This window comes from Hymenobacter puniceus, assembly GCF_014333525.1.
Lineage (GTDB): Bacteria > Bacteroidota > Bacteroidia > Cytophagales > Hymenobacteraceae > Hymenobacter.
Map to the genome: position 1 here is coordinate 1,002,532 of NZ_JACSCX010000001.1, position 17,303 is coordinate 1,019,834.

The 17,303-nt window shown below is 60.5% G+C and carries 18 protein-coding genes and 1 tRNA gene; 9 read left to right on the plus strand and 10 right to left on the minus strand.

Features of this window, described 5'->3' with window-relative positions:
- Positions 1 to 49 precede the first annotated feature (49 nt).
- The 4 genes from H8B14_RS04275 to H8B14_RS04290 form a co-directional block, all read right to left on the minus strand.
- Complete coding sequence (locus tag H8B14_RS04275; protein WP_187314335.1) at positions 50 to 676, minus strand: hypothetical protein; 627 nt, start codon at positions 674 to 676, stop codon at positions 50 to 52.
- 136 nt (positions 677 to 812) lie between these two features.
- The gene (locus tag H8B14_RS04280; RefSeq protein ID WP_187314336.1) at positions 813 to 1,088 is read right to left on the minus strand and encodes a hypothetical protein; all 276 of its coding nucleotides are present in this window, start codon (positions 1,086 to 1,088) and stop codon (positions 813 to 815) included.
- 145 nt (positions 1,089 to 1,233) lie between these two features.
- Positions 1,234 to 1,599, minus strand: a complete 366-nt coding sequence (locus H8B14_RS04285; protein ID WP_187314337.1) for a hypothetical protein — start codon at positions 1,597 to 1,599, stop codon at positions 1,234 to 1,236.
- A gap of 64 nt (positions 1,600 to 1,663) precedes the next feature.
- Positions 1,664 to 2,155, minus strand: a complete 492-nt coding sequence (locus H8B14_RS04290; RefSeq protein WP_187314338.1) for a hypothetical protein — start codon at positions 2,153 to 2,155, stop codon at positions 1,664 to 1,666.
- Positions 2,156 to 2,448: 293 nt separating this feature from the next.
- Between H8B14_RS04290 and pheS the strand changes: the two genes are divergently transcribed.
- The 4 genes from pheS to H8B14_RS04310 all read left to right on the plus strand — a co-directional run bounded on the left by pheS (position 2,449) and on the right by H8B14_RS04310 (position 5,841).
- The gene (gene pheS / locus H8B14_RS04295) at positions 2,449 to 3,486 is read left to right on the plus strand and encodes a phenylalanine--tRNA ligase subunit alpha (RefSeq protein WP_187314339.1); all 1,038 of its coding nucleotides are present in this window, start codon (positions 2,449 to 2,451) and stop codon (positions 3,484 to 3,486) included.
- A gap of 221 nt (positions 3,487 to 3,707) precedes the next feature.
- Entirely contained in the window at positions 3,708 to 4,127 is a 420-nt protein-coding gene (locus H8B14_RS04300) for a Rieske (2Fe-2S) protein (RefSeq protein ID WP_187314340.1), read from the plus strand.
- Between the two features lie 95 nt (positions 4,128 to 4,222).
- Positions 4,223 to 4,296: transfer RNA gene (locus tag H8B14_RS04305), tRNA-Asn, on the plus strand.
- Positions 4,297 to 4,470: 174 nt separating this feature from the next.
- Positions 4,471 to 5,841, plus strand: a complete 1,371-nt coding sequence (locus H8B14_RS04310; RefSeq protein ID WP_187314341.1) for a phage integrase SAM-like domain-containing protein — start codon at positions 4,471 to 4,473, stop codon at positions 5,839 to 5,841.
- Between the two features lie 117 nt (positions 5,842 to 5,958).
- Here the strand turns inward: H8B14_RS04310 and H8B14_RS04315 are convergent, their stop codons facing one another.
- The 3 genes from H8B14_RS04315 to H8B14_RS04325 all read right to left on the minus strand — a co-directional run bounded on the left by H8B14_RS04315 (position 5,959) and on the right by H8B14_RS04325 (position 8,268).
- Entirely contained in the window at positions 5,959 to 7,242 is a 1,284-nt protein-coding gene (locus H8B14_RS04315) for an erythromycin esterase family protein (RefSeq protein ID WP_187314342.1), read from the minus strand.
- A 313-nt stretch (positions 7,243 to 7,555) separates the two neighbouring features.
- Positions 7,556 to 7,891: a TfoX/Sxy family protein gene (locus tag H8B14_RS04320; RefSeq protein WP_187314343.1), complete on the minus strand. Its 336-nt coding sequence runs from the start codon at positions 7,889 to 7,891 to the stop codon at positions 7,556 to 7,558.
- A 161-nt stretch (positions 7,892 to 8,052) separates the two neighbouring features.
- Positions 8,053 to 8,268, minus strand: a complete 216-nt coding sequence (locus H8B14_RS04325) for a hypothetical protein (RefSeq protein ID WP_187314344.1) — start codon at positions 8,266 to 8,268, stop codon at positions 8,053 to 8,055.
- Positions 8,269 to 8,338: 70 nt separating this feature from the next.
- On the opposite strand from H8B14_RS04325, the gene H8B14_RS04330 reads away from it, so the two are divergent.
- From H8B14_RS04330 to H8B14_RS04350, 5 genes are all read left to right on the plus strand, one after another.
- Positions 8,339 to 8,935 (plus strand): thermonuclease family protein, encoded by a 597-nt coding sequence (locus H8B14_RS04330; protein WP_187314345.1) that lies wholly within the window; start codon positions 8,339 to 8,341, stop codon positions 8,933 to 8,935.
- Between the two features lie 63 nt (positions 8,936 to 8,998).
- Positions 8,999 to 9,745 (plus strand): hypothetical protein, encoded by a 747-nt coding sequence (locus H8B14_RS04335; RefSeq protein WP_187314346.1) that lies wholly within the window; start codon positions 8,999 to 9,001, stop codon positions 9,743 to 9,745.
- A 126-nt stretch (positions 9,746 to 9,871) separates the two neighbouring features.
- A complete protein-coding gene (locus tag H8B14_RS04340; protein ID WP_187314347.1) occupies positions 9,872 to 10,312 on the plus strand; it encodes a hypothetical protein in 441 nt (146 codons plus the stop codon).
- A 202-nt stretch (positions 10,313 to 10,514) separates the two neighbouring features.
- Positions 10,515 to 13,697 carry a DUF3427 domain-containing protein gene (locus H8B14_RS04345; RefSeq protein ID WP_187314348.1) on the plus strand — a complete coding sequence of 1,061 codons (3,183 nt, stop codon included), beginning with the start codon at positions 10,515 to 10,517 and terminating at the stop codon, positions 13,695 to 13,697.
- Between the two features lie 91 nt (positions 13,698 to 13,788).
- Positions 13,789 to 14,823 (plus strand): PDDEXK nuclease domain-containing protein, encoded by a 1,035-nt coding sequence (locus tag H8B14_RS04350; protein WP_187314349.1) that lies wholly within the window; start codon positions 13,789 to 13,791, stop codon positions 14,821 to 14,823.
- Between the two features lie 34 nt (positions 14,824 to 14,857).
- Here H8B14_RS04350 and H8B14_RS04355 read toward each other — a convergent pair whose 3' ends face one another.
- From H8B14_RS04355 to H8B14_RS04365, 3 genes are all read right to left on the minus strand, one after another.
- Complete coding sequence (locus H8B14_RS04355) at positions 14,858 to 15,754, minus strand: DUF3037 domain-containing protein (protein ID WP_187314350.1); 897 nt, start codon at positions 15,752 to 15,754, stop codon at positions 14,858 to 14,860.
- A complete protein-coding gene (locus H8B14_RS04360; RefSeq protein ID WP_187314351.1) occupies positions 15,751 to 16,545 on the minus strand; it encodes a HipA family kinase in 795 nt (264 codons plus the stop codon). The genes H8B14_RS04355 and H8B14_RS04360 overlap by 4 nt, the downstream gene beginning before the upstream one ends.
- A gap of 92 nt (positions 16,546 to 16,637) precedes the next feature.
- Positions 16,638 to 17,282: a PD-(D/E)XK nuclease-like domain-containing protein gene (locus tag H8B14_RS04365; protein WP_187314352.1), complete on the minus strand. Its 645-nt coding sequence runs from the start codon at positions 17,280 to 17,282 to the stop codon at positions 16,638 to 16,640.
- Positions 17,283 to 17,303 lie beyond the last annotated feature (21 nt).

Sequence of the window (17,303 nt, forward strand, 5' to 3'; positions counted from 1 at the left end):
ATCGTCGGCCGGGCTTTTCTTATAGGTTGATACAACTTCAGAGGGCAGCTTACCAGCCGCTACCGCCAGAGCCCCAACCATCGTCCTTCTTCTTAGCCGGAGCGGCTTTCTTGGCAGCGGGCGCAGCTGCTTTCTTGGTGGCAGTGGTGCCACCCGAAGCTTTCGTTTTGCTGGCGCTGGCCGAAGCAGCCACCGGCGCTGGTGTTGGCTCCGGAGCAGCCGCTACCGGCTCGGGCTCCGGTTCGGGCATCGGGGCAGCTACTACCGGATCGGGGCGGCGCACACTGCGCTTGATGTAGGGCGCCAACGGACGGCCTCGGTAGTCAGTGGTTACGCGGTGCGAAGGGGCTGCCGTGAAACCAGGTGCTACCACCGAGCCACCAGGCTGATTGCTGGTACCCGCCGCCGACATACCGCCGCCGAAGCCGGCTTGGCTGGATACGGCATCTGCAGCAGGCGTGGCAGGAGCAGCGGCTTCCGGAGCAGGTGCTGTAGTAGCAGGAGCCGCAGTGGATTTCTTAGGCGCAGCAGCGGCCTTCTTGGGCGCTGCCGCTGGTGTGCCCCAGCCATCCGACGAGCCCCAGCCGTCGTTGGCCTTTTTCTTGGTCTGCGCCAGCGCAGGAGCGGTTACGAGGAATGTGCCGGCCAGCAGCAACGGTAAGGCAAAACGATTCATTGGATCTACAATTAGAAAGTGCTGCAAGATACGGCTCTGCCTGCTGGCAGAAAATGTTCTGTGTACATTCTTGCGAAACGCAATGCTTAGCCAGAAGTTCCTGCTGATACGGGAATTAACGAGCTACATAGCCTGCCTATTGCTTGGCTGGCTTTGGCCTGGCCTTGGCCGGAGTAGCTGGTGCACTCGGCGCTGTAGCCGGCTTGGCTAATGCAGGAGCAGCTTCCTTGGTTTCGGGGGCTACATGCTGGGTTGGCGCCAACTCGTGGTCGTCGGGGGTGGCAGCCGGCGCAAAAGGCTGCACCACCTCCGTTTTGGCTGGTGCGGGCTTTACTTTAGCGGCCGACTGAGCCTGGGCGCTGCAGGCCAGCAAGCAGCCGGCCAACGTGGGCAATAGCGTGAAACGGACCATAACCTGACAGATGAAAGGTGGAACATCCTATAAGTTACGATTTATTTCTTCCTTTTCCTCAGCCACTTATCTATAAAACAAACCCCACAGAAAGCCCAATCTGTTAATTGGGCTTTCCGTGGGGTTGCCACAAAAAATATTTGATTTAGGGCTTGCGGCGGGCGGGCGGAGTCGTCTTTTTTTCTGAAGAAATAGACGATGCCCCAGTGGCCGCAGGTTTAGGCGCCTTCTTTTTCAGCGGGCGACCCATATAGTCAGTAGTGGGCGGGCTGGGCATATTCAGGCGCAGTCCCGGAGCCAGCTTCAGATTTTCCTCGTCGCGCCGGCCCGACCGGTCGTAGCGGGCATAGGCGCCGGAACGTGCTTTTGTGCGGGTATTACTGGTGCGGTGATAGCCGTTGGCCGCCTTTTTGGTGCCGGTAGGCCGGGTGGTCTTCTGCGCCTCCGCCTCCGACATCAGCAAGACGCCTAGCAGAGTGAGGCCAACAGTAAAAGCGGAAACGATACGCATGGCAGAAATCGGTTAGCAAGCTGGAAATGAGCTACCATACGCACGGGCGGCATATTCGGATGTCTTACCAGCTGGCCGGCTCGCTGGAAGCCAAGGTGCTGTTTTCGGTGGTGCTTCTGCCTAAAGTTGTAGCGGCTTTCGCTTTCTGCTTGAGCGGGCGGCCCCAGTAGTCGGTGCTCACGCGGCGATACGGCGCGGTGTTCATACCGGGAGCAGCCATCACGCCCGACGACTGCATCATAGGGTCAGTGCTGGTTTGCTCTTGGTAGGCCACCTCTTTGGCGGCAGCAGTAGTGCGGTTGGCTTTCTGCTTTTTCTTCAACGGACGGCCCCAATAGTCGGTAGTAGGACGGCCATGGAGGCTCAAACTCTGGCCGGGAGCCGTGTTCCAGCTCATCGTGTAGGTGGGGGCTGCCTCGGCTTCATCAGGAGCAACGGCCGCCGGCTCGGCCAGCTCATCCAGCCACGAGTCGGCGCTGGCGGGCAGTTGGCCCTGGGCAAAAGAAGCGCTGAATGAAGCAGCAACCAGAAAAGCAGAGAGGAACAAGGATTTCATAACCAGAAGAGAAAAGACAGCTGATAAACAGAAAGAGGCAACCGGGCCGGAGTGGCAGCAGAACGGGCGGCGCCCCACGTTCCGGCAACTGGCCGCTGGTGTTTAGCCTAAGTCAGCAACCGTACCAATTTTCCTCTATTGGAATCGGCCAAAGCAGCACGTTTCAGCAAAACCGCCTTTATTAAGCAAAAAAGCGGTTTTTATCTGCCATATTTTTTTCAAAAGCTCACATCCGCCGCCTGCAAGGCTGCGGTTTTCTTACTCACCCAGCAACTGCCTACCTTTGCACGACTATGCAGGAGAATATCAACCGGCTGCGCGCCGAAATAGACGCGTACGACCTCAGCACCCCCGAGCAGCTCGACCAGTTTCGCATCGCCTACACCGGCCGCAAAGGCCAGCTGGCCGATTTGTTTGATCAGCTCAAAACTGTGCCGCAAGAGCAGCGCCGTGCTGTTGGTCAGGAGCTCAACCAGCTCAAGCAGCTGGCGCTGGCCCGCTTCGAGGGCCGTCAGCAGGAGTTGGAAGCCGCCATTGCTACTGCCCCCGCCGACCCCACCTTCGACTATACTCTGCCCGCCGTACCGCAGGCGCTGGGCACCCGCCACCCGCTGAGCGTAGTGCGTGAGGAAATCGTGCGCATTCTGGCCCGCATCGGCTTCAACGTGGCCGAAGGACCCGAAATTGAGGACGACTGGCACAACTTTACGGCCCTTAATTTTCCCGAAAACCACCCCGCCCGCGACATGCAAGACACCTTCTTTGTGCGCCGTACACCCGGCGAGCAGGAGTGGGTGCTACGCACGCATACCAGCCCCGTGCAGGTACGCGTGATGCAGGCGCAGAAGCCTCCAATCCGGAGCATTATGCCCGGCCGCGTATACCGCAATGAAGCTATTTCGGCCCGCGCCCACATGATGTTCCATCAGGTGGAAGCGCTGTTCGTGGATGAAAACGTGAGCTTCGCCGACCTCAAGCAGACGGTATATCACTTCGTGCAGGAACTGTTCGGCAGTGATGTGCAGGTGCGCTTCCGGCCGTCTTTCTTCCCTTTCACTGAGCCCAGCGCCGAAATTGATATCACCTGCCTGATCTGCAAAGGCAAGGGCTGTAACATCTGCAAAGGCACCGGCTGGGTGGAAATCGGGGGCTGCGGCATGGTCGATCCGGCCGTGCTAGAGCAGTCCGGCATCGACCCAGAACGCTACTCTGGCTACGCCTGGGGCATGGGCATCGAGCGGATTACGATGCTCAAGTACCAGATCAAGGATTTGCGCCTGTTTACGGAAAACGACATGCGTTTCCTGCGGCAGTTCGAGAGTGTGCAGTAACCTCTGCCCGAGCGTACATACCACAGTCCTGCATCTACCGTTATGACGGCGAGGCGGGACTGGGAGCCGTATAAGCAACGGCGTCCGCGCCCCATTGCTGCAACGAAAGTTTCGCCTGACGGTGATTGATCAATAAGCAGACGAATACAAGCAGCAACTCTTTTATCATGCAAGCACCTGACACCTCTTCCACTGTTGCTAGCGCAGGCAGTTGGCGCGTTATGCTGGGGCTGCTGGCCTTCGTGGGGTCAGGGGTGCTGGCTTCCTGCGAATCCAGTTCCAACGCAGTTGAGCCTCAGATTCCACTGGTAGCTTTCAATTCTCCTATTAACCTTACCAACCAGGAGTACGCAACGCTCCGCGCCGATAATGGAGCCGCTTATGTGGCCGGCGGTGTGCGTGGCCTTATTGTGGTGCGCCAGAATGCCAACACCTATTTAGCTTTTGAGCGCAACTGCCCTTACCGTGCCAACGACACCTGCGCCCGGGTTCGTATTGATGCGTCGCGGCTGTTTCTGAAAGATCCCTGCTGTAATTCACAATTCGACCTTCAGGGTCGTCCTCAAGCCGGACGGGCCAGCCGTTCGTTGCGCCAGTACTCAACTTCTTTATCCGGTAGTATCCTGACAATCACGAACTAGCTATAAAGCACAACTTTTTTTTAGTCTATTATTTGCACAAACTTTCAAATTGGACTAATATTGCACCAGCAACGGCAAAAAACGCCGCCATAACCGCTTCCTTAGCTCAGCCGGTTAGAGCATCTGACTGTTAATCAGAGGGTCCCTGGTTCGAGCCCAGGAGGGAGCGCCTCGAGTAAAAAATGCCCGCCTTTATCGGCGGGCATTTTTCGTTTATGCCCTTCTAGGCGTGCTAACGGGGTTTTGGCTCGGGCGAAATGCTTGCGAACTTCATTTTATTCGATTAGTTTGGTGTTAAACCGGGACAATAACCGGTAATAGAACCGGGACATAATCGAAGATCATGCTGCGCCCTACCACTTACAAGAGGAAAATCAGCGTGCGGCTGTATCCGCGGCTGGCGGCCATCAACCAGAACGGATTCTGCCCGGTGCGCCTTACGGCACGTTGGCATGGCGAGGAATTTCAGATAGATACCGGTGAAATCATCCTGCCGCAGCGGGAGGGCAAGAATGGGGAGGTGGAACTGCTGTGGCACAGCGCAACCCAGAGCGTGATGGAGGGTCGCAAACTGACGGCAAAAGAGGAAGGTACGGTACCCACTCACCCCGACTTTCACTACAACATCAATTCCCGCCTGGCCAAAATGGTCAAGCAGGTAAGTGATATGTTTTACCGGCTCTACGACGCGGCCCCGCTGCACAAGGTGAGCAAGGCGGCTATGCTGGCCGAATTGCTGCCGGCTGAGGCCCGGCAGGTGGCGGCGCCGGTACCAGCCAAAGAAGAGGCCGCCCGCACCTTCCGGCAGGTGCTGGAGGAATGGAAAGCGGAAAACCGCAACCTGGCCAAGGACTCGCTGCGCAAGTATGACCAGCTGGCCACGATGATGGAAGTGTGGCGGCCGGAACTGCGGCCCGAGCAGGTGACGCAGAAGGTGGCCAAGGAGTACCAGCAGCACTTGCTGGACCTGCAGAAGTCGGACGCCACTATCAAGGTGCACTTCGGCGGCATAAGGAAGTGCCTGGAGCAGCTGAATCTGAAGGCGGACATGGCATGGCTGCAGTACTCAGCTAAGAATGCGCCGCAACTGGATCTGGAGGTGGAGGAGGTGCGCCGGCTGATTCAATGGCGGCCGACCTCGGAGAACTTAGCGGAGGAGCGGGACCGGTGGCTGTTTCAACTGTTCAGCGGGCGACGGTACGAGGACCTGGAGAAGTTCGACCGGCGGGAGCGGATCAGCCTGACGCTGGAGGATGGCAGCCAAGTGCCGGCGCTGCTGCACGCGCAGGGCAAGACCGGTAATGATGCAGCCGTACCTCTGCCCCCTATTGCGGTGCACATCGGCGAGCGGTGGGGCTGGCACTTTCCGGCCCGCAACTGGCAGCAGCGTGGCGACTGGATCAAGGAAATAGCGAAAGGGGCGGGCCTGACCCGGGAGTGGGACGACCGGCTGATTACGGGCGGCCGGGTGGTGCACAACTGGCGGCCCATCTGGCAGGTCATCAGCACCCACACGGCGCGGCACACGGCGGGCACGCTGCTCAAGCAGGTCAGCAACGGCAATAAGGCCTTGGCCAAGCTGGTACTGGGGCACGCTGATGAGGACGTGACGGACCGCTACGCCAAGGACAAGGCCCGGCTGCTGGCGCCGGCGGTGCTGGAAGCCTGGCGGAAGATTCTGGGGGAGTGGTACAACGGGGAGCCGGCGCGGTAGTGGGCGTTGGCTGCCTGGGTTGCTACCGGCAAGCGCAGCAACAGCCCATCAGGGTACCGAAACGGAATGCCGGGGCTGGTCCCGCCCCACACTCAGTATGCGTGGCATGACCGATGCCTACTTGATTTTTGTCGTCGCCTGCATGTCCCGGATGAAGAACAGGCCGTCGTACACCTGATTCCACGCAACCGGCGCAATCCGTGCTGCAATCGTGAAATGAGTGGGACTTTTCAGCAGGAAGGGCGTGGCGGGATTGTTGAACTGCCGGTTGTAGGAGGTGAAATCAAGGAAGCCATAGGCCATGCCGGCCGGTACCCAGTTTTCCAGGCCATTCTTGTCGGGCGCCTCCACCTGATACGAAGCTACTCCCAGACGGCCGGCGGTGCCCTGGTATGAGGCAAAACCCAGCACGTACGTTTGCCGGGCCCATTGCAGGTCCTGGGTGAAGTGCGTACCCATGTTGTGCCATATCACCTCATCGAAACGTTTGGCCTTGCTGGTTATCTGGTCGGTACGCTTCATGATATGGGCATTGGCGGCCCAGACGATGACCTTCGCGTCTTTGTACTGCGTGGTCAGCAGGAACTTCAGGTTGTCAGCCATGGCTTTGTCCCGGACCAGTCTGTAGGCCGCGTCATCCTCCACGATAAGGGCCCGCAGGCTTTCTACCACGCGCAGCCAGACCGACGTGTCGCGGGCGGCGAGCTGGGCCTGACTGATAAGCTGCAGGCCATCCGCCAGGGGCTGGCGCATACCCGGGCGAAAGGCGCCGGGCGTACGCGGCCCGGCAATGCGCCCTTGCAGCGCCTCCAGAAACTGCTGGTAGGCGGCCGGGGAAGCAAACCTGCCGGCGATACCCGAGCTAACCAGATAACGGTTCAGGTCTTTTGTCAGGTGTAAGTAGCTATGCCGGTGATAAATCTGCGAATCAAAGCCACTCACCTGGAGCGGGCTGGCGGTCTGGAAGCTTTGGGGGATGTACTGCTCAAACAGGTAGCGGCAGTCGGCGCTGCGCGTCCAGTAGGGCCAGACATTCCGGGGCAGAAAGTGCCGGATGGAGTCGGGTTGTTTGGGCAGCTGGTCCCAGCCCGTGGTCAGGCCGTAAAAGTCGCTCTCGAAGGCCAGCACGGTGAAGCCTTTGCGCTCGTGCAGGTATTTGATCAGGCGCGTTTTGGCCTGGAACGCCGGGCCGTCGCCGTGGTCCTGTTCACCCAGCATGACCACCCGGGCCTCGCCGATGGCCTGGCCCAGAGGGGCTAAATCGGTATAATCATCGGCCGCGGCGGCAGGGTCTACGGTGGTAATGGGCACCGTGCTGGTTGCCACGTAGGAACGGAGGTCCTGCCCGAAGGCCGGGGCGCACAGCAGCAGGCCGGCAATAGTTGCGGTAAGTAGTTTCATCAATACAGGATGGGATAAGAGGAAGTAATAAATGTAGGAAAGGACTGGATGGGGTGCTTTCCTCAAAGACCAAGCCGGCAGCCCCTCCGTGGAGTGAAGCAGGCAGCACGAAGCGCCTCCATTCGCGCCCGGACTGAGCGCCAGATGCGCGGCGCGGCAAAAGGGTTGTCCGGCCCTGACGGGCTTGACGGACCGCTACGCCAAGGAAAAGGCACGGCTGCTAGCCCCAGCGATATTTAGCGCTTGGCAGGTGGTGTCAGGGAAGTTTTATGAGAGGGAGCCGGCGCGGTAGACGGTATCGTTTACTGAGCCACTAGATGCCGCGCGGCTTTTTAGTTTTGAGTTTGGGCTCGGGCAATTCTTCCACCGTCAGGCGGGCCAGATTTGTCAGCCACTCCCGGTCCTCCAACTGCTCTTCAATCAGGAAGCTGGGCTTTGCGCCTGGGTAAGGCGCGGCCTCGGTCACTTCGGATAAAAAAGCCCGTCCCGCTACAGTAGGCTTAATGTACAGCTTGTTGTCACAAACAAGGGCAAAGGGCTTACCGTCCCAGTACAGGGTATACTCCCCGAACATCTTTTTGGCGGTAACGTGGCCGGAGCTGTTAATCTGCTCAACGACAAATTCGACAAATTCCGGAGTAGAGGCCATTGCACACAGGGTGTAGCTGAAGTATTACTGAATCTGTTTGGTTTGCGCTTATTCTACTGGTCAGCGGTCAGCCGGGCTGTGAACCGTTCGTAAGCCCGACAAGCTTCCGGCGAATGTACGAGGCGGGCGCAAGGTGCCTGCAGACTGCCTCCGTCCTGCCTTCAGCGCCGGTTGACGGACGCTGATTTGCCAGTAAGTGCGGCTACTACTTCGGCTTCCGGAAGGCTCGTATAGGCACAGAACTCGGCAACGGAAACGTAGGCGCGGGCGGGCTTGCGCAGCTGGGCGCGGATACGCTGCAGGAGGCGCTTGCCGGCATCGTAGCCGGTGCCGGTGAGTTGGGCAACATCTTTGGGATAGAGGCAGACCTGGGGCATGTGGGGGCGAATTGGGACTACTTGGACAGACGAATATACAACGACTGAGAGTCGGCTGTAGTTTCGTCTCATGAAAGATAAAGCACTGTATATCAGCGGGTTGTTGCTACTGGTTGCAGCTGGTTTCGGGTTGGGCGACACTGCTTTTCAAAGCCTGGCCCCGACCAGCCTCGCAGCCACCACGCCGCCGGAAGAAACAGGCCGGATAGTGCGGGTGGTGGACGCCGATACTTACGATGTGCTGGCCGAAGGCATCACGTACCGGGTGCGGCTGGCCGGGGTGGACGCGCCGGAGCCGGATCAGCCTTTCGGGCCCCAGGCGGCCGACTCGGTGGCCCGGCTCCTTAACTCAAACAGAACGGTGCTACTGACCCGGCGGGGCATGGACTTGTATGGCCGGACCCTGGCCACGGTGCGGCTGCCGGTGGCCGGCAAGCCGGCGCTGGCGCTGGACTCGCTGCTGGTGGTGCGCGGCTGGGCGTGGGCCTGGGACCCGAAACGCCGGGTGGCGGGCCGGGCGGCGCAGCAGGCGGCGGCAGTGGCCGCCCGGCTGCCCCAGAGGGGTCTCCTCTGGAAGTGCGGAGCCGTGGGCGTGCTCACGCCGCGGCAGTGGCGCAAACTCAACTACTCAAACAAGCGGCGCTACGGGGTGGGCTGCACCTGGTAGCAAGGTCGCGCAAGTGCAAGCAGCCAACAACATGGTTTTTCACTCTTAAAACGACTTACCAGTATGGCACGTCAGACAGGTATTATCGGCATCCAGGGCACCGTCGGGGGCCTGGTGTTCGGCAAAAACGGAAACATCTCGCAGAAGCCGGCCAGCGACAAGGCCGCCTTCGCCAACGCCCCGAGCCGGGCCCGCACCCGCGAAAACGCGGCCGAATTCGGGCTGGCCGCCAAGTACAGCAAGGTGCTGCGCGACTCGCTACGGGTGGCCATTGCCTCGGCCAGCGACAGTCAGCTGGCGGCCCGCCTCACCAAGGTTATGCGCGAGGTCATCGGGCTCGACGACACCAACGACCGGGGCCAGCGGGTGTTCGACTCGGGCAATTCGGCGCCGCTGCTGGGCTTCAACTTCAACGCCGGGGCCGGCATCAGCCAGACCATGTACTTCCCCTACGAGGTGACGGGCAACGGCGCGGACGTGACCATGAGCATCCCGGCGCTGAACCCGGCCTCGGACATTGCCGCGCCGCAGGGGGCCACGCACTTCGAGGTGGTGTTTGCGGCTTTGGACCTGAACATGGAGGCGCTGACCTTCACCAACGCCGTGGTGGCGGCTCCGCTGGGCATTCTGCCTCTCAACAGCGCACCATTGGCCAACCAGACGGTGGTGGCCAGCTTCCCGGCCGCCCCAGCCGACGCCAACCTAGTGGTGGGCGTGGTGGGCATCAATTTCTACCAGCAGATCAACGGCAAGTTCTACGCCCTGAACAACAACAGCACCAACCCGCTGGCCATTGAGTACGTGGCCTAGGGTAGAACTGAGAGGTGAGAACTTAGAAGTAAGAGTCGTTCAACGGCCTCGCTCTGGTCCTCACCTCTCTGCTTTGCCAGTCACTTCCTCTCTTACTTCTCATTTCTAACATCTCACTTCTATACCATGGCACTTACCGCCTATCAAACCCAGTTTAAGCGGCGCATGAAACGCGCCATCAGCCTGCGGGCCAAGACTGACCGGAAGGCGCGGCGCTACACCCAACTGCTGGCCGATGCCATCGGGGCAGCCGAGGACGCGGCCACGCAGATGAACGAGCTCAACCAGCTCTACAACGTGGACGTGAGCACCTATACCATCCTCACGCAGGCACTGCACGCCAACAGCGGGCAGGAGGTGCTGCTGGACCACCTAGCCCAGAGTACGCCGGGCGAAGAGCTGATTATCTACAACCAGATTCCGGATGGCAACGGCGGGCAGGAGCTGCCGGCCAATCCGCTGTTCGGGGAAGTAGTAATGGGCCCGCCCATTGTCGCGCCGGTACCGGTTAACATGGCGGTGAAACCGGAACAGGATGCCGCACCGATGGTGGTGAAGGAAGCGTAAACGCTGAGTTAGCAACCACCCCGCGACAACCGGTAAGGCCGGCTCCTACTCCGTAGGGGCCGGCCTTTTGCATTAGGCCAGAATCGAAGTAGACTGCAGGAAGGCGGCACTTGTTGCGGGTGGTTTGGATTCCTGTCACAATCGGGTGTTCCTTGCACGGCCGACGCGACGTTGCGCGCTCAATTACGCTATCCTTACTGTATTGGAAACGGGCCATTACGAGACGCTGGTTACGCAACAGCTGCGGAGCCAGCTTGCGGCAGTAGAAACCACTACCTACGCTATTGCGGAAAAGAGTCTGGGGGCCGATGATGCGGCGGTGTTTATTACGCGGCACCTGACGCAGCTGCTGGGCAAAGTGCTGGGGCAGCTGGCCAAGAACGAAGAGGTAGGCGAACAGCTGACCCTGGCCAACGAAGTCATTGCCTACCTGCAGGAAAAGTCGGATGTGCTGGCGGCGGGCAGCGGCCTGGCGCCGGAAGGGCAGTTGCTGCGGGCGGTGCTGCCGCGGCTGCATGTGCCGCTGGCCGCGCAAAACGACTTGGGCAAGCACCTGGATGGCTTGGAGCCGGCGTTGCGCTTTTCGCAGAGCGACCTGTTCAGCGGGGGCAATTCGGAGCTGTCGATGGAGGCTGAGTTAAAGAAGGAAATTGCGACGGCCGACCGGATTGACTTCATCGTAAGCTTCGTGAAGTGGAGCGGGCTGCGGTTGCTGCTGCCCGCACTCCAGGCTTTTGCCGAGCAAGGCAAGCCGCTGCGGCTGCTCACGACCACCTACATGGGCGCCACTGACCAAAAGGCGGCGGATGCACTGGCCGCGCTGCCAGGGGCCGAGTTGCGCATCAGCTACAACACGGCGCACGAACGGCTGCATGCCAAAGCCTATCTGTTCAGCCGCAACTCGGGCTTTGATACGGCCTACATCGGGTCAAGCAATATGAGTCGCTCGGCGCTGACCAGCGGGTTGGAGTGGAACGTGAAGGTGACGGCCCAGGACAATGCGGCCATTTTAAACAAGTTTCGGGGCACGTTTGAGACCTACTGGAACTCGCCGGAATTTGAGGACTACTGCAGCCTGCCCGAACAACGCCAGAAGCTGGCCCTGGCTTTGCGGCAGGCCGATAGTGGGGCGGCGGAGGCTGATACACTGCCCAACTTCCGCATCCGGCCGTTTCCGTACCAGCAGGAAATCCTGGACCGCTTAGAAGTGGAAAGGAGCCTGCGGGGACACTTCCGTAACCTGGTGGTGGCGGCGACGGGCACGGGCAAAACGGTGGTGTCGGCGTTTGACTACGCCCGGTTTGCCCGGCAGCTGACGGGCCTGCCGCGGCTGCTGTTTGTGGCCCACCGGGAGGAGATTCTGCGGCAGGCCCGAGCCACGTTCCGGCACATTCTGGGGGAAGCCAACTTCGGGGAATTGTGGGTGGGCGCCGAGCAGCCGGTGCAGTTTGAGCACCTGTTCGTGTCGGTGCAGACCTTTGCCTCGCGGCTGGACTTCTTTCAGCAAACCATCCCGCGCGACTATTACCAGTACCTGGTGATTGACGAGGTGCACCATTTGGCGGCGGCTTCGTACCGGCCCATTCTGGCGTGGTTTGAGCCGACTATTTTACTGGGGCTGACGGCCACGCCGGAGCGGGCTGATGGGGAGAGCATTCTGCCGGACTTCGACAACACCGTTGCGGCAGAAATCCGGCTGCCGGAAGCCATTGCGCGGGGGCTGCTGGTGCCGTTTCAGTACTTCTGCATCACCGACCCCATAGATTACCGCCACGTGCGGTGGACCAACGGACGCTACGCCGCCGAGGACCTGACCAACGTGTACACCGGCAACGACGTGCGGGTGAGTGCCATCCTGGACGCGCTGCAAAATTATTTACTGGCGCCCCAGCAGGCGCGGGCCCTGGGGTTCTGCGTGACGCGGGAGCACGCCCGGCTGATGGCGGCCAAGTTCCAGGCGGCGGGCCTCAAGGCCAGTTATCTGGCCAGTGGCGATACCACGGCCGAGCAGCGCCAGGCGGCGGTGGCGCAGCTGCGGCGCGGGGAGCTCAACTACCTGTTCGTGGTGGACATCTTCAACGAGGGCGTGGATATTCCCGAGGTGGACACGCTGCTGTTTTTGCGGCCCACGGAAAGCCTGACGGTGTTTTTGCAGCAGCTGGGCCGGGGGCTGCGCCTGCACGAGAGCAAGGAGTGCCTCACGGTGCTGGACTTCGTGGGGCAGGCGCGGCAGGAATACAGCTACGAGCAGAAGTTTCGGGCGCTGCTGGGCCGCACCGGCGGCTCGGTGCTGAGCGAAGCGGAAGCGGGATTCCCACGGCTGCCGGTGGGCTGCAGCATCCAGATGGAGCGCGAGGCCATGCGGTTCATTCTCGACAACATAAAGGCTGCCACCGGCGAGAATGTGCGGGTACTGGAACGGCGCATCCGCGGCTTCGCCCTGGAAAGTGCGCTGCCACTCACGCTGGCCAATTTTCTGGCGCATACCCACTTTGCGCTGGTGGACATTTACCGCTCCCGCAGCGACCGGGGCTGGACGGCCCTAAAAGTCCGGGCGGGGGTGCTGGCGCCGCCGGAGCTGGCGGCCCCGGAAAAGCAGCTGGTGGGCAGCGTGTGGCGGTTGGCCCAAGCCAACGGGCCGGCTTTCCTGGCCTTTGTGCGGCGGGTATTTGCGGGAGAGGAAGAACTGACGGAACTGTTGGCTATGCCACTGGGCCCGGAAATGGGGCTGATGCTGCACTACCTGCTCTACCAGAAGCCGGGGCCCAAGCTGGGCCTGGATTCGTTGCGGGACAGCTTGGCCACGTTACGGACCATGCCGACCCTGACGGCGGAGGTGCGTGAGGTAGTGGATGTCTGCGAGGCGCAGATCAGCATTCCGCCCGTGGCCCTGGACCTGTCCTACCCTTGCGCCCTGCAGCTGCACAGCCGCTATGGCCGCGACGAAATCCTGTGCGCGTTCGGAGTGTGGACGTTTGAGCGGAATCCGTCGGTGCGCGAAGGGTTGTGTTACGTAGCGGCGCTGAACACGGAGCTGCTGTTTGTGACGCTTGAAAAGTCCAGCCGCAACTACTCCCCTACCACGCTCTACCACGACTATGCCATCAGCGACACGCTGTTTCACTGGGAGTCGCAGAACAGCACGGCCGAGGACACGCCCAAGGGCATCAGCTACATTCAGCACCAGGCGCAAGGGAAGAACATTCTGCTGTTCGTACGCGAGCGGAACCAGGATGCGGCGGGCCTAACGATGCCGTATGTGTTTCTGGGGCCGGTACGGTACCTGAGCCACAAGGGCAACCGGCCCATGGCCATTATCTGGGAGTTGGCAACGCCACTGCCGGGGTTCCTGTGGCACGACGCCGGGAAGATGGCCGTGGGGTAAGTAATAACGGCCCTGAGGCGGTGCAAGGGCCGCTGGTAATTTTGCGTGAGCGGTCTTCGTTTCTTTTGGGCCTGTTTTATCTTCGCTGCCTATGTCTGCTCTCTCGTTACCATCCGATTATCCGCAGTTCCTGACCGAGCTAAAGGCCCACATCCGCGAGACGCAGGTGCGGGCGGCGCTGGCCGTGAATTCGGAACTGGTGCAGCTGTACTGGCGCATTGGCCGCAGCATCTTGCTGCAGGAGCAACAGCAGGGTTGGGGAGCAGAGGTAGTCGTTCGGCTGGCGCAGGACTTGCGGCAGGACTTCCCTACGTTGACGGGCTTCTCACCTCGTAACATGCGCTATATGAAGGCCTTTGCGGAGGCCTGGCCGGACGAAGCAACTTTGCAACAGCTTGTTGCAAAAATTCCATGGGGCCATAATGTCCGGCTACTGGACAAGGTGAAAGACCCGGCCGAGCGGGCGTGGTACGTGCAGCAGACCATTGAAAATGGCTGGAGCCGCAACGTACTGGCCGCGCAGGTGGAAAGCGGCCTCTTCCACCGACAAGGGCGGGCCGTGAGTAACTTCAGCCGCACACTGCCCGCCCCGCAGTCGGAGCTGGCGCAGCAGATTCTGAAGGACCCGTACACCTTCGATTTCCTCTCACTGGGGCTGGAGGCGCAGGAACGAGACTTGGAGCGGGGTCTGCTGGAGCATGTACGCTCCTTCCTGTTGGAGTTGGGCAAGGGCTTTGCGCTGGTGGGCAGTCAGTATCACCTGGAAGTCGGCGGGCAGGACTACTACCTGGATCTGGTGTTCTATCACCTTAAGCTGCGGTGCTTTGTTGTCATCGACCTGAAGATGGGCGAGTTCAGGCCCGAGGACAGTGGCAAGATGAACTTCTATTTGGCGGCGGCCGACGACCTGCTGCGCCACCCGACCGACCAGCCCACCATCGGGCTGATTTTGTGCAAAAATCAGAACCGGGTGGTAGCGGAATACGCATTACGCGGCCTGGGTCAGCCGATTGGCGTGGCCGAGTGGCAGCTTACCGCTACCCTGCCCGCGGAGCTGCGCCGCAGCCTGCCTACGTCGGAAGAGTTGGATGCCGTGCTCGGGAAGCCGGCGGCGCCCCAACCCTAGCTCACTGAAAAGCCTCGATGGAAGGAGGCTATTGCTAAGACGGTGTCTCCGCGTACATCCCCACCGGGCCACCCTGGTAGTGCTGGCGCAGGTAATGAGCCGCGTGGTGGGAATATTCTTCGAGGCGGCGACCTTCGGGGATGAGCTGTTTGGGAGCAGACGTGGCGTTTAGAATTTCTACTGCTTTCTCAAACGCGGAGAACAGCTTACGGTCGGTAGGCTGGGCCAGCAGCAGATCGAAGCGGTAGTTTTCGGCTTCGGCTACTGGGGCCAGTAGGTGGAGCCAGCCGTGGGTGTACACAGCTTTCCGGTTGATTTCATCGGCATCGGCCAGATCGAAGCTGACGGGTTTGATGAAGTTCTCGGTGCCGTTCTGCCAGACGTAATCAAAGCGGACGGTGGTGGCGGCGGCCTGTACTTCCACGTTACGGCGTAGCAATTGGAACACCCCTGCGTCGTGGGCTTCCAGGTTGCGGCGGAAATTGCTGATCAGAAACGAGTCGCGCTTATGCTGGCCGGCGCGGGGCGCTGGCTGGGTTTCAGCAAAGTACAGCTCATAGTACTCGTCGGCCACTGCTTGCGGGTCGTCGTCGGGGTGAGCTACGGCTTTGGTCAGGTTTCCGAAGCGGAGCACGGTAGCGTCGGCCGGCACCAACTCGCGGGTAATAAAGGAAGAGTAGTATTCCGGCGTGAGGGCGCCGCCCAGCTCGGTATTAGCACGAGCCACGCGCTTGCCAAAACTAGTGAGGTAGGAAAGCAGCTGGCGTTCAGAAAACGATTGGTACAGGTGGCGCAGCCGCTTAAAGCGGGCCGGATACCGAAATTCCAGCCGCCCCTGCTCCGGGAAACAGAGCAGGATTCCCACGTTCACTTCCTCCCCAAGAAAGGGGGAATGCACGTACTTGAGCAGGTTGAAATAAATCGTGTTCACGAGATGGTGTGGCGCAGCAGGGTTTCAAATTGCCCAGCGTTGGCCTTTTGATGGCAAAGGTACTGGATTAACAAATCGAAGTCGGGCAAAGAACAATTCAACTCCGAAAGTTGCTGGTGGTACGGCAGCAGCAGTTGCGGGTTGAGGCCGCGCAGATACTCGGTAAAGGTGCCGAACGCTGAGCTGTTGGCTATTGGGCCACGAGCTTTAAGGTAGGAGTAGAACAGATGACGCTGGTATAGATGTTCCCAACGACCGTCTAATAAGTTACTGAAAACCCGTTTAATACCGGAAAAAGCAAGTTCGTGATCAATCAGAATAGCCTCCTGATCGGGCATCAGCAGATTGGGCTTGTCCGGCCGGCGGTCAACGTTGAGAATGAGGTTATCGAAACCGTAAACGGTTTCCATTTCGTAGGCTTCGAGCTTCTTCAGCGGCAGGGAGCGGGAGTAGGCATAAGGGCTTTCTACCAGTCGGCAGCCAAACAGCGGGCCGGGCGCAACTTCGGCCAGTTGCCGTTGCTGGGGCTCGTCGAGCGTAGCCCGGAAAGCTGGAGAAAATTCAATCAGGGCCGGCTCTGGGTGGGGCAGGTCGAACATCTCCGCCAACACGGAGCCAAATACCTCCGCAGCCAGGTGCGGATGCTGATCCAGATGCGAAGCTTTGAACAGCTTGACTACGAAAGGCTGGAGCTTGCCGCGGGTTCCATCGCGCACGTAGACTGCCCACGGCCGGGTGCCACCGCCGGGCATGAGGCCGTTGAAGGAGACGGCGGAGTAAACAGGGAGCAAACGTACCAGACAGAAGGATGGACCAGCAAGGTCGTAATAAATCCCGCAATCAAGTAGTCAGCACATGAGGCCTTAGTCGCCCGGCAAGCAGGCTACGAGAAGAGCCGTGTTGCGTAACGGCGCAGCAGCGCCGTGTATTTTTTGCGGCCCTGCTCGAGGAGGCCGGGCATGGCGGTTAGTTCGACGCGCCATACGGCGTGCGGGGCCTTCTTCTGCACGCCGATGATGAGGAAGCGCGTGGCGCCGAGCACGTCGAGGTAGAGGGCGGCCTGGCGGTCGTAGTCGTACTTTTCGATGGTAGTAAGGAAGTGGGCCAGGTCGGGGCTGCTGGTGGTTTTGAAGTCGATGAGCGTGAACTGGCGGCCGGCGCGGCTGCGCACCAGCAGGTCCGGGCGGAGCTTAACCCCTACTCCGGTGGCCGCGTGGATGGCGGTGTAGGACTGTTCGGCGTGGCCGCGGTAGAGCAGGTCGCGGCAGTAGCGCTGGCGGCGCACCTGGCGGGCCAGCGTTTCCAGGTCGGCCCACTTGATGCCTCGCTCGTCGGTGCGAGCGTAGGCGGTGGGTTCGAGGGTGGCGGTATGGAAGTGGGTGCCGTAGGCTAGGGCCACTGGGTTGGGTTGGCGGGTGAGGCCTAACAACTCGTTTTTGAGGTTGCTCAGGTCGGTGTTGCTGACCTGGGGCAGGGCGCGGTGTTGGACCTGGGTCAGGCCGGGGTGATGGGTGAGGGTATGGAACATGGCTTGGAAGGAGTTAGGAGA

Excerpts from the sequence above, each read along its gene's own strand:
- H8B14_RS04275 (WP_187314335.1), bottom strand. The coding sequence starts at position 676 with ATGAATCGTTTTGCCTTACCGTTGCTGCTGGCCGGCACATTCCTCGTA.
- H8B14_RS04280 (WP_187314336.1), bottom strand. The coding sequence starts at position 1,088 with ATGGTCCGTTTCACGCTATTGCCCACGTTGGCCGGCTGCTTGCTGGCC.
- H8B14_RS04285 (WP_187314337.1), bottom strand. The coding sequence starts at position 1,599 with ATGCGTATCGTTTCCGCTTTTACTGTTGGCCTCACTCTGCTAGGCGTC.
- H8B14_RS04290 (WP_187314338.1), bottom strand. The coding sequence starts at position 2,155 with ATGAAATCCTTGTTCCTCTCTGCTTTTCTGGTTGCTGCTTCATTCAGC.
- pheS (WP_187314339.1), top strand. The coding sequence starts at position 2,449 with ATGCAGGAGAATATCAACCGGCTGCGCGCCGAAATAGACGCGTACGAC.
- H8B14_RS04300 (WP_187314340.1), top strand. The coding sequence starts at position 3,708 with ATGCTGGGGCTGCTGGCCTTCGTGGGGTCAGGGGTGCTGGCTTCCTGC.
- H8B14_RS04310 (WP_187314341.1), top strand. The coding sequence starts at position 4,471 with ATGCTGCGCCCTACCACTTACAAGAGGAAAATCAGCGTGCGGCTGTAT.
- H8B14_RS04315 (WP_187314342.1), bottom strand. The coding sequence starts at position 7,242 with ATGAAACTACTTACCGCAACTATTGCCGGCCTGCTGCTGTGCGCCCCG.
- H8B14_RS04320 (WP_187314343.1), bottom strand. The coding sequence starts at position 7,891 with ATGGCCTCTACTCCGGAATTTGTCGAATTTGTCGTTGAGCAGATTAAC.
- H8B14_RS04325 (WP_187314344.1), bottom strand. The coding sequence starts at position 8,268 with ATGCCCCAGGTCTGCCTCTATCCCAAAGATGTTGCCCAACTCACCGGC.
- H8B14_RS04330 (WP_187314345.1), top strand. The coding sequence starts at position 8,339 with ATGAAAGATAAAGCACTGTATATCAGCGGGTTGTTGCTACTGGTTGCA.
- H8B14_RS04335 (WP_187314346.1), top strand. The coding sequence starts at position 8,999 with ATGGCACGTCAGACAGGTATTATCGGCATCCAGGGCACCGTCGGGGGC.
- H8B14_RS04340 (WP_187314347.1), top strand. The coding sequence starts at position 9,872 with ATGGCACTTACCGCCTATCAAACCCAGTTTAAGCGGCGCATGAAACGC.
- H8B14_RS04350 (WP_187314349.1), top strand. The coding sequence starts at position 13,789 with ATGTCTGCTCTCTCGTTACCATCCGATTATCCGCAGTTCCTGACCGAG.
- H8B14_RS04365 (WP_187314352.1), bottom strand. The coding sequence starts at position 17,282 with ATGTTCCATACCCTCACCCATCACCCCGGCCTGACCCAGGTCCAACAC.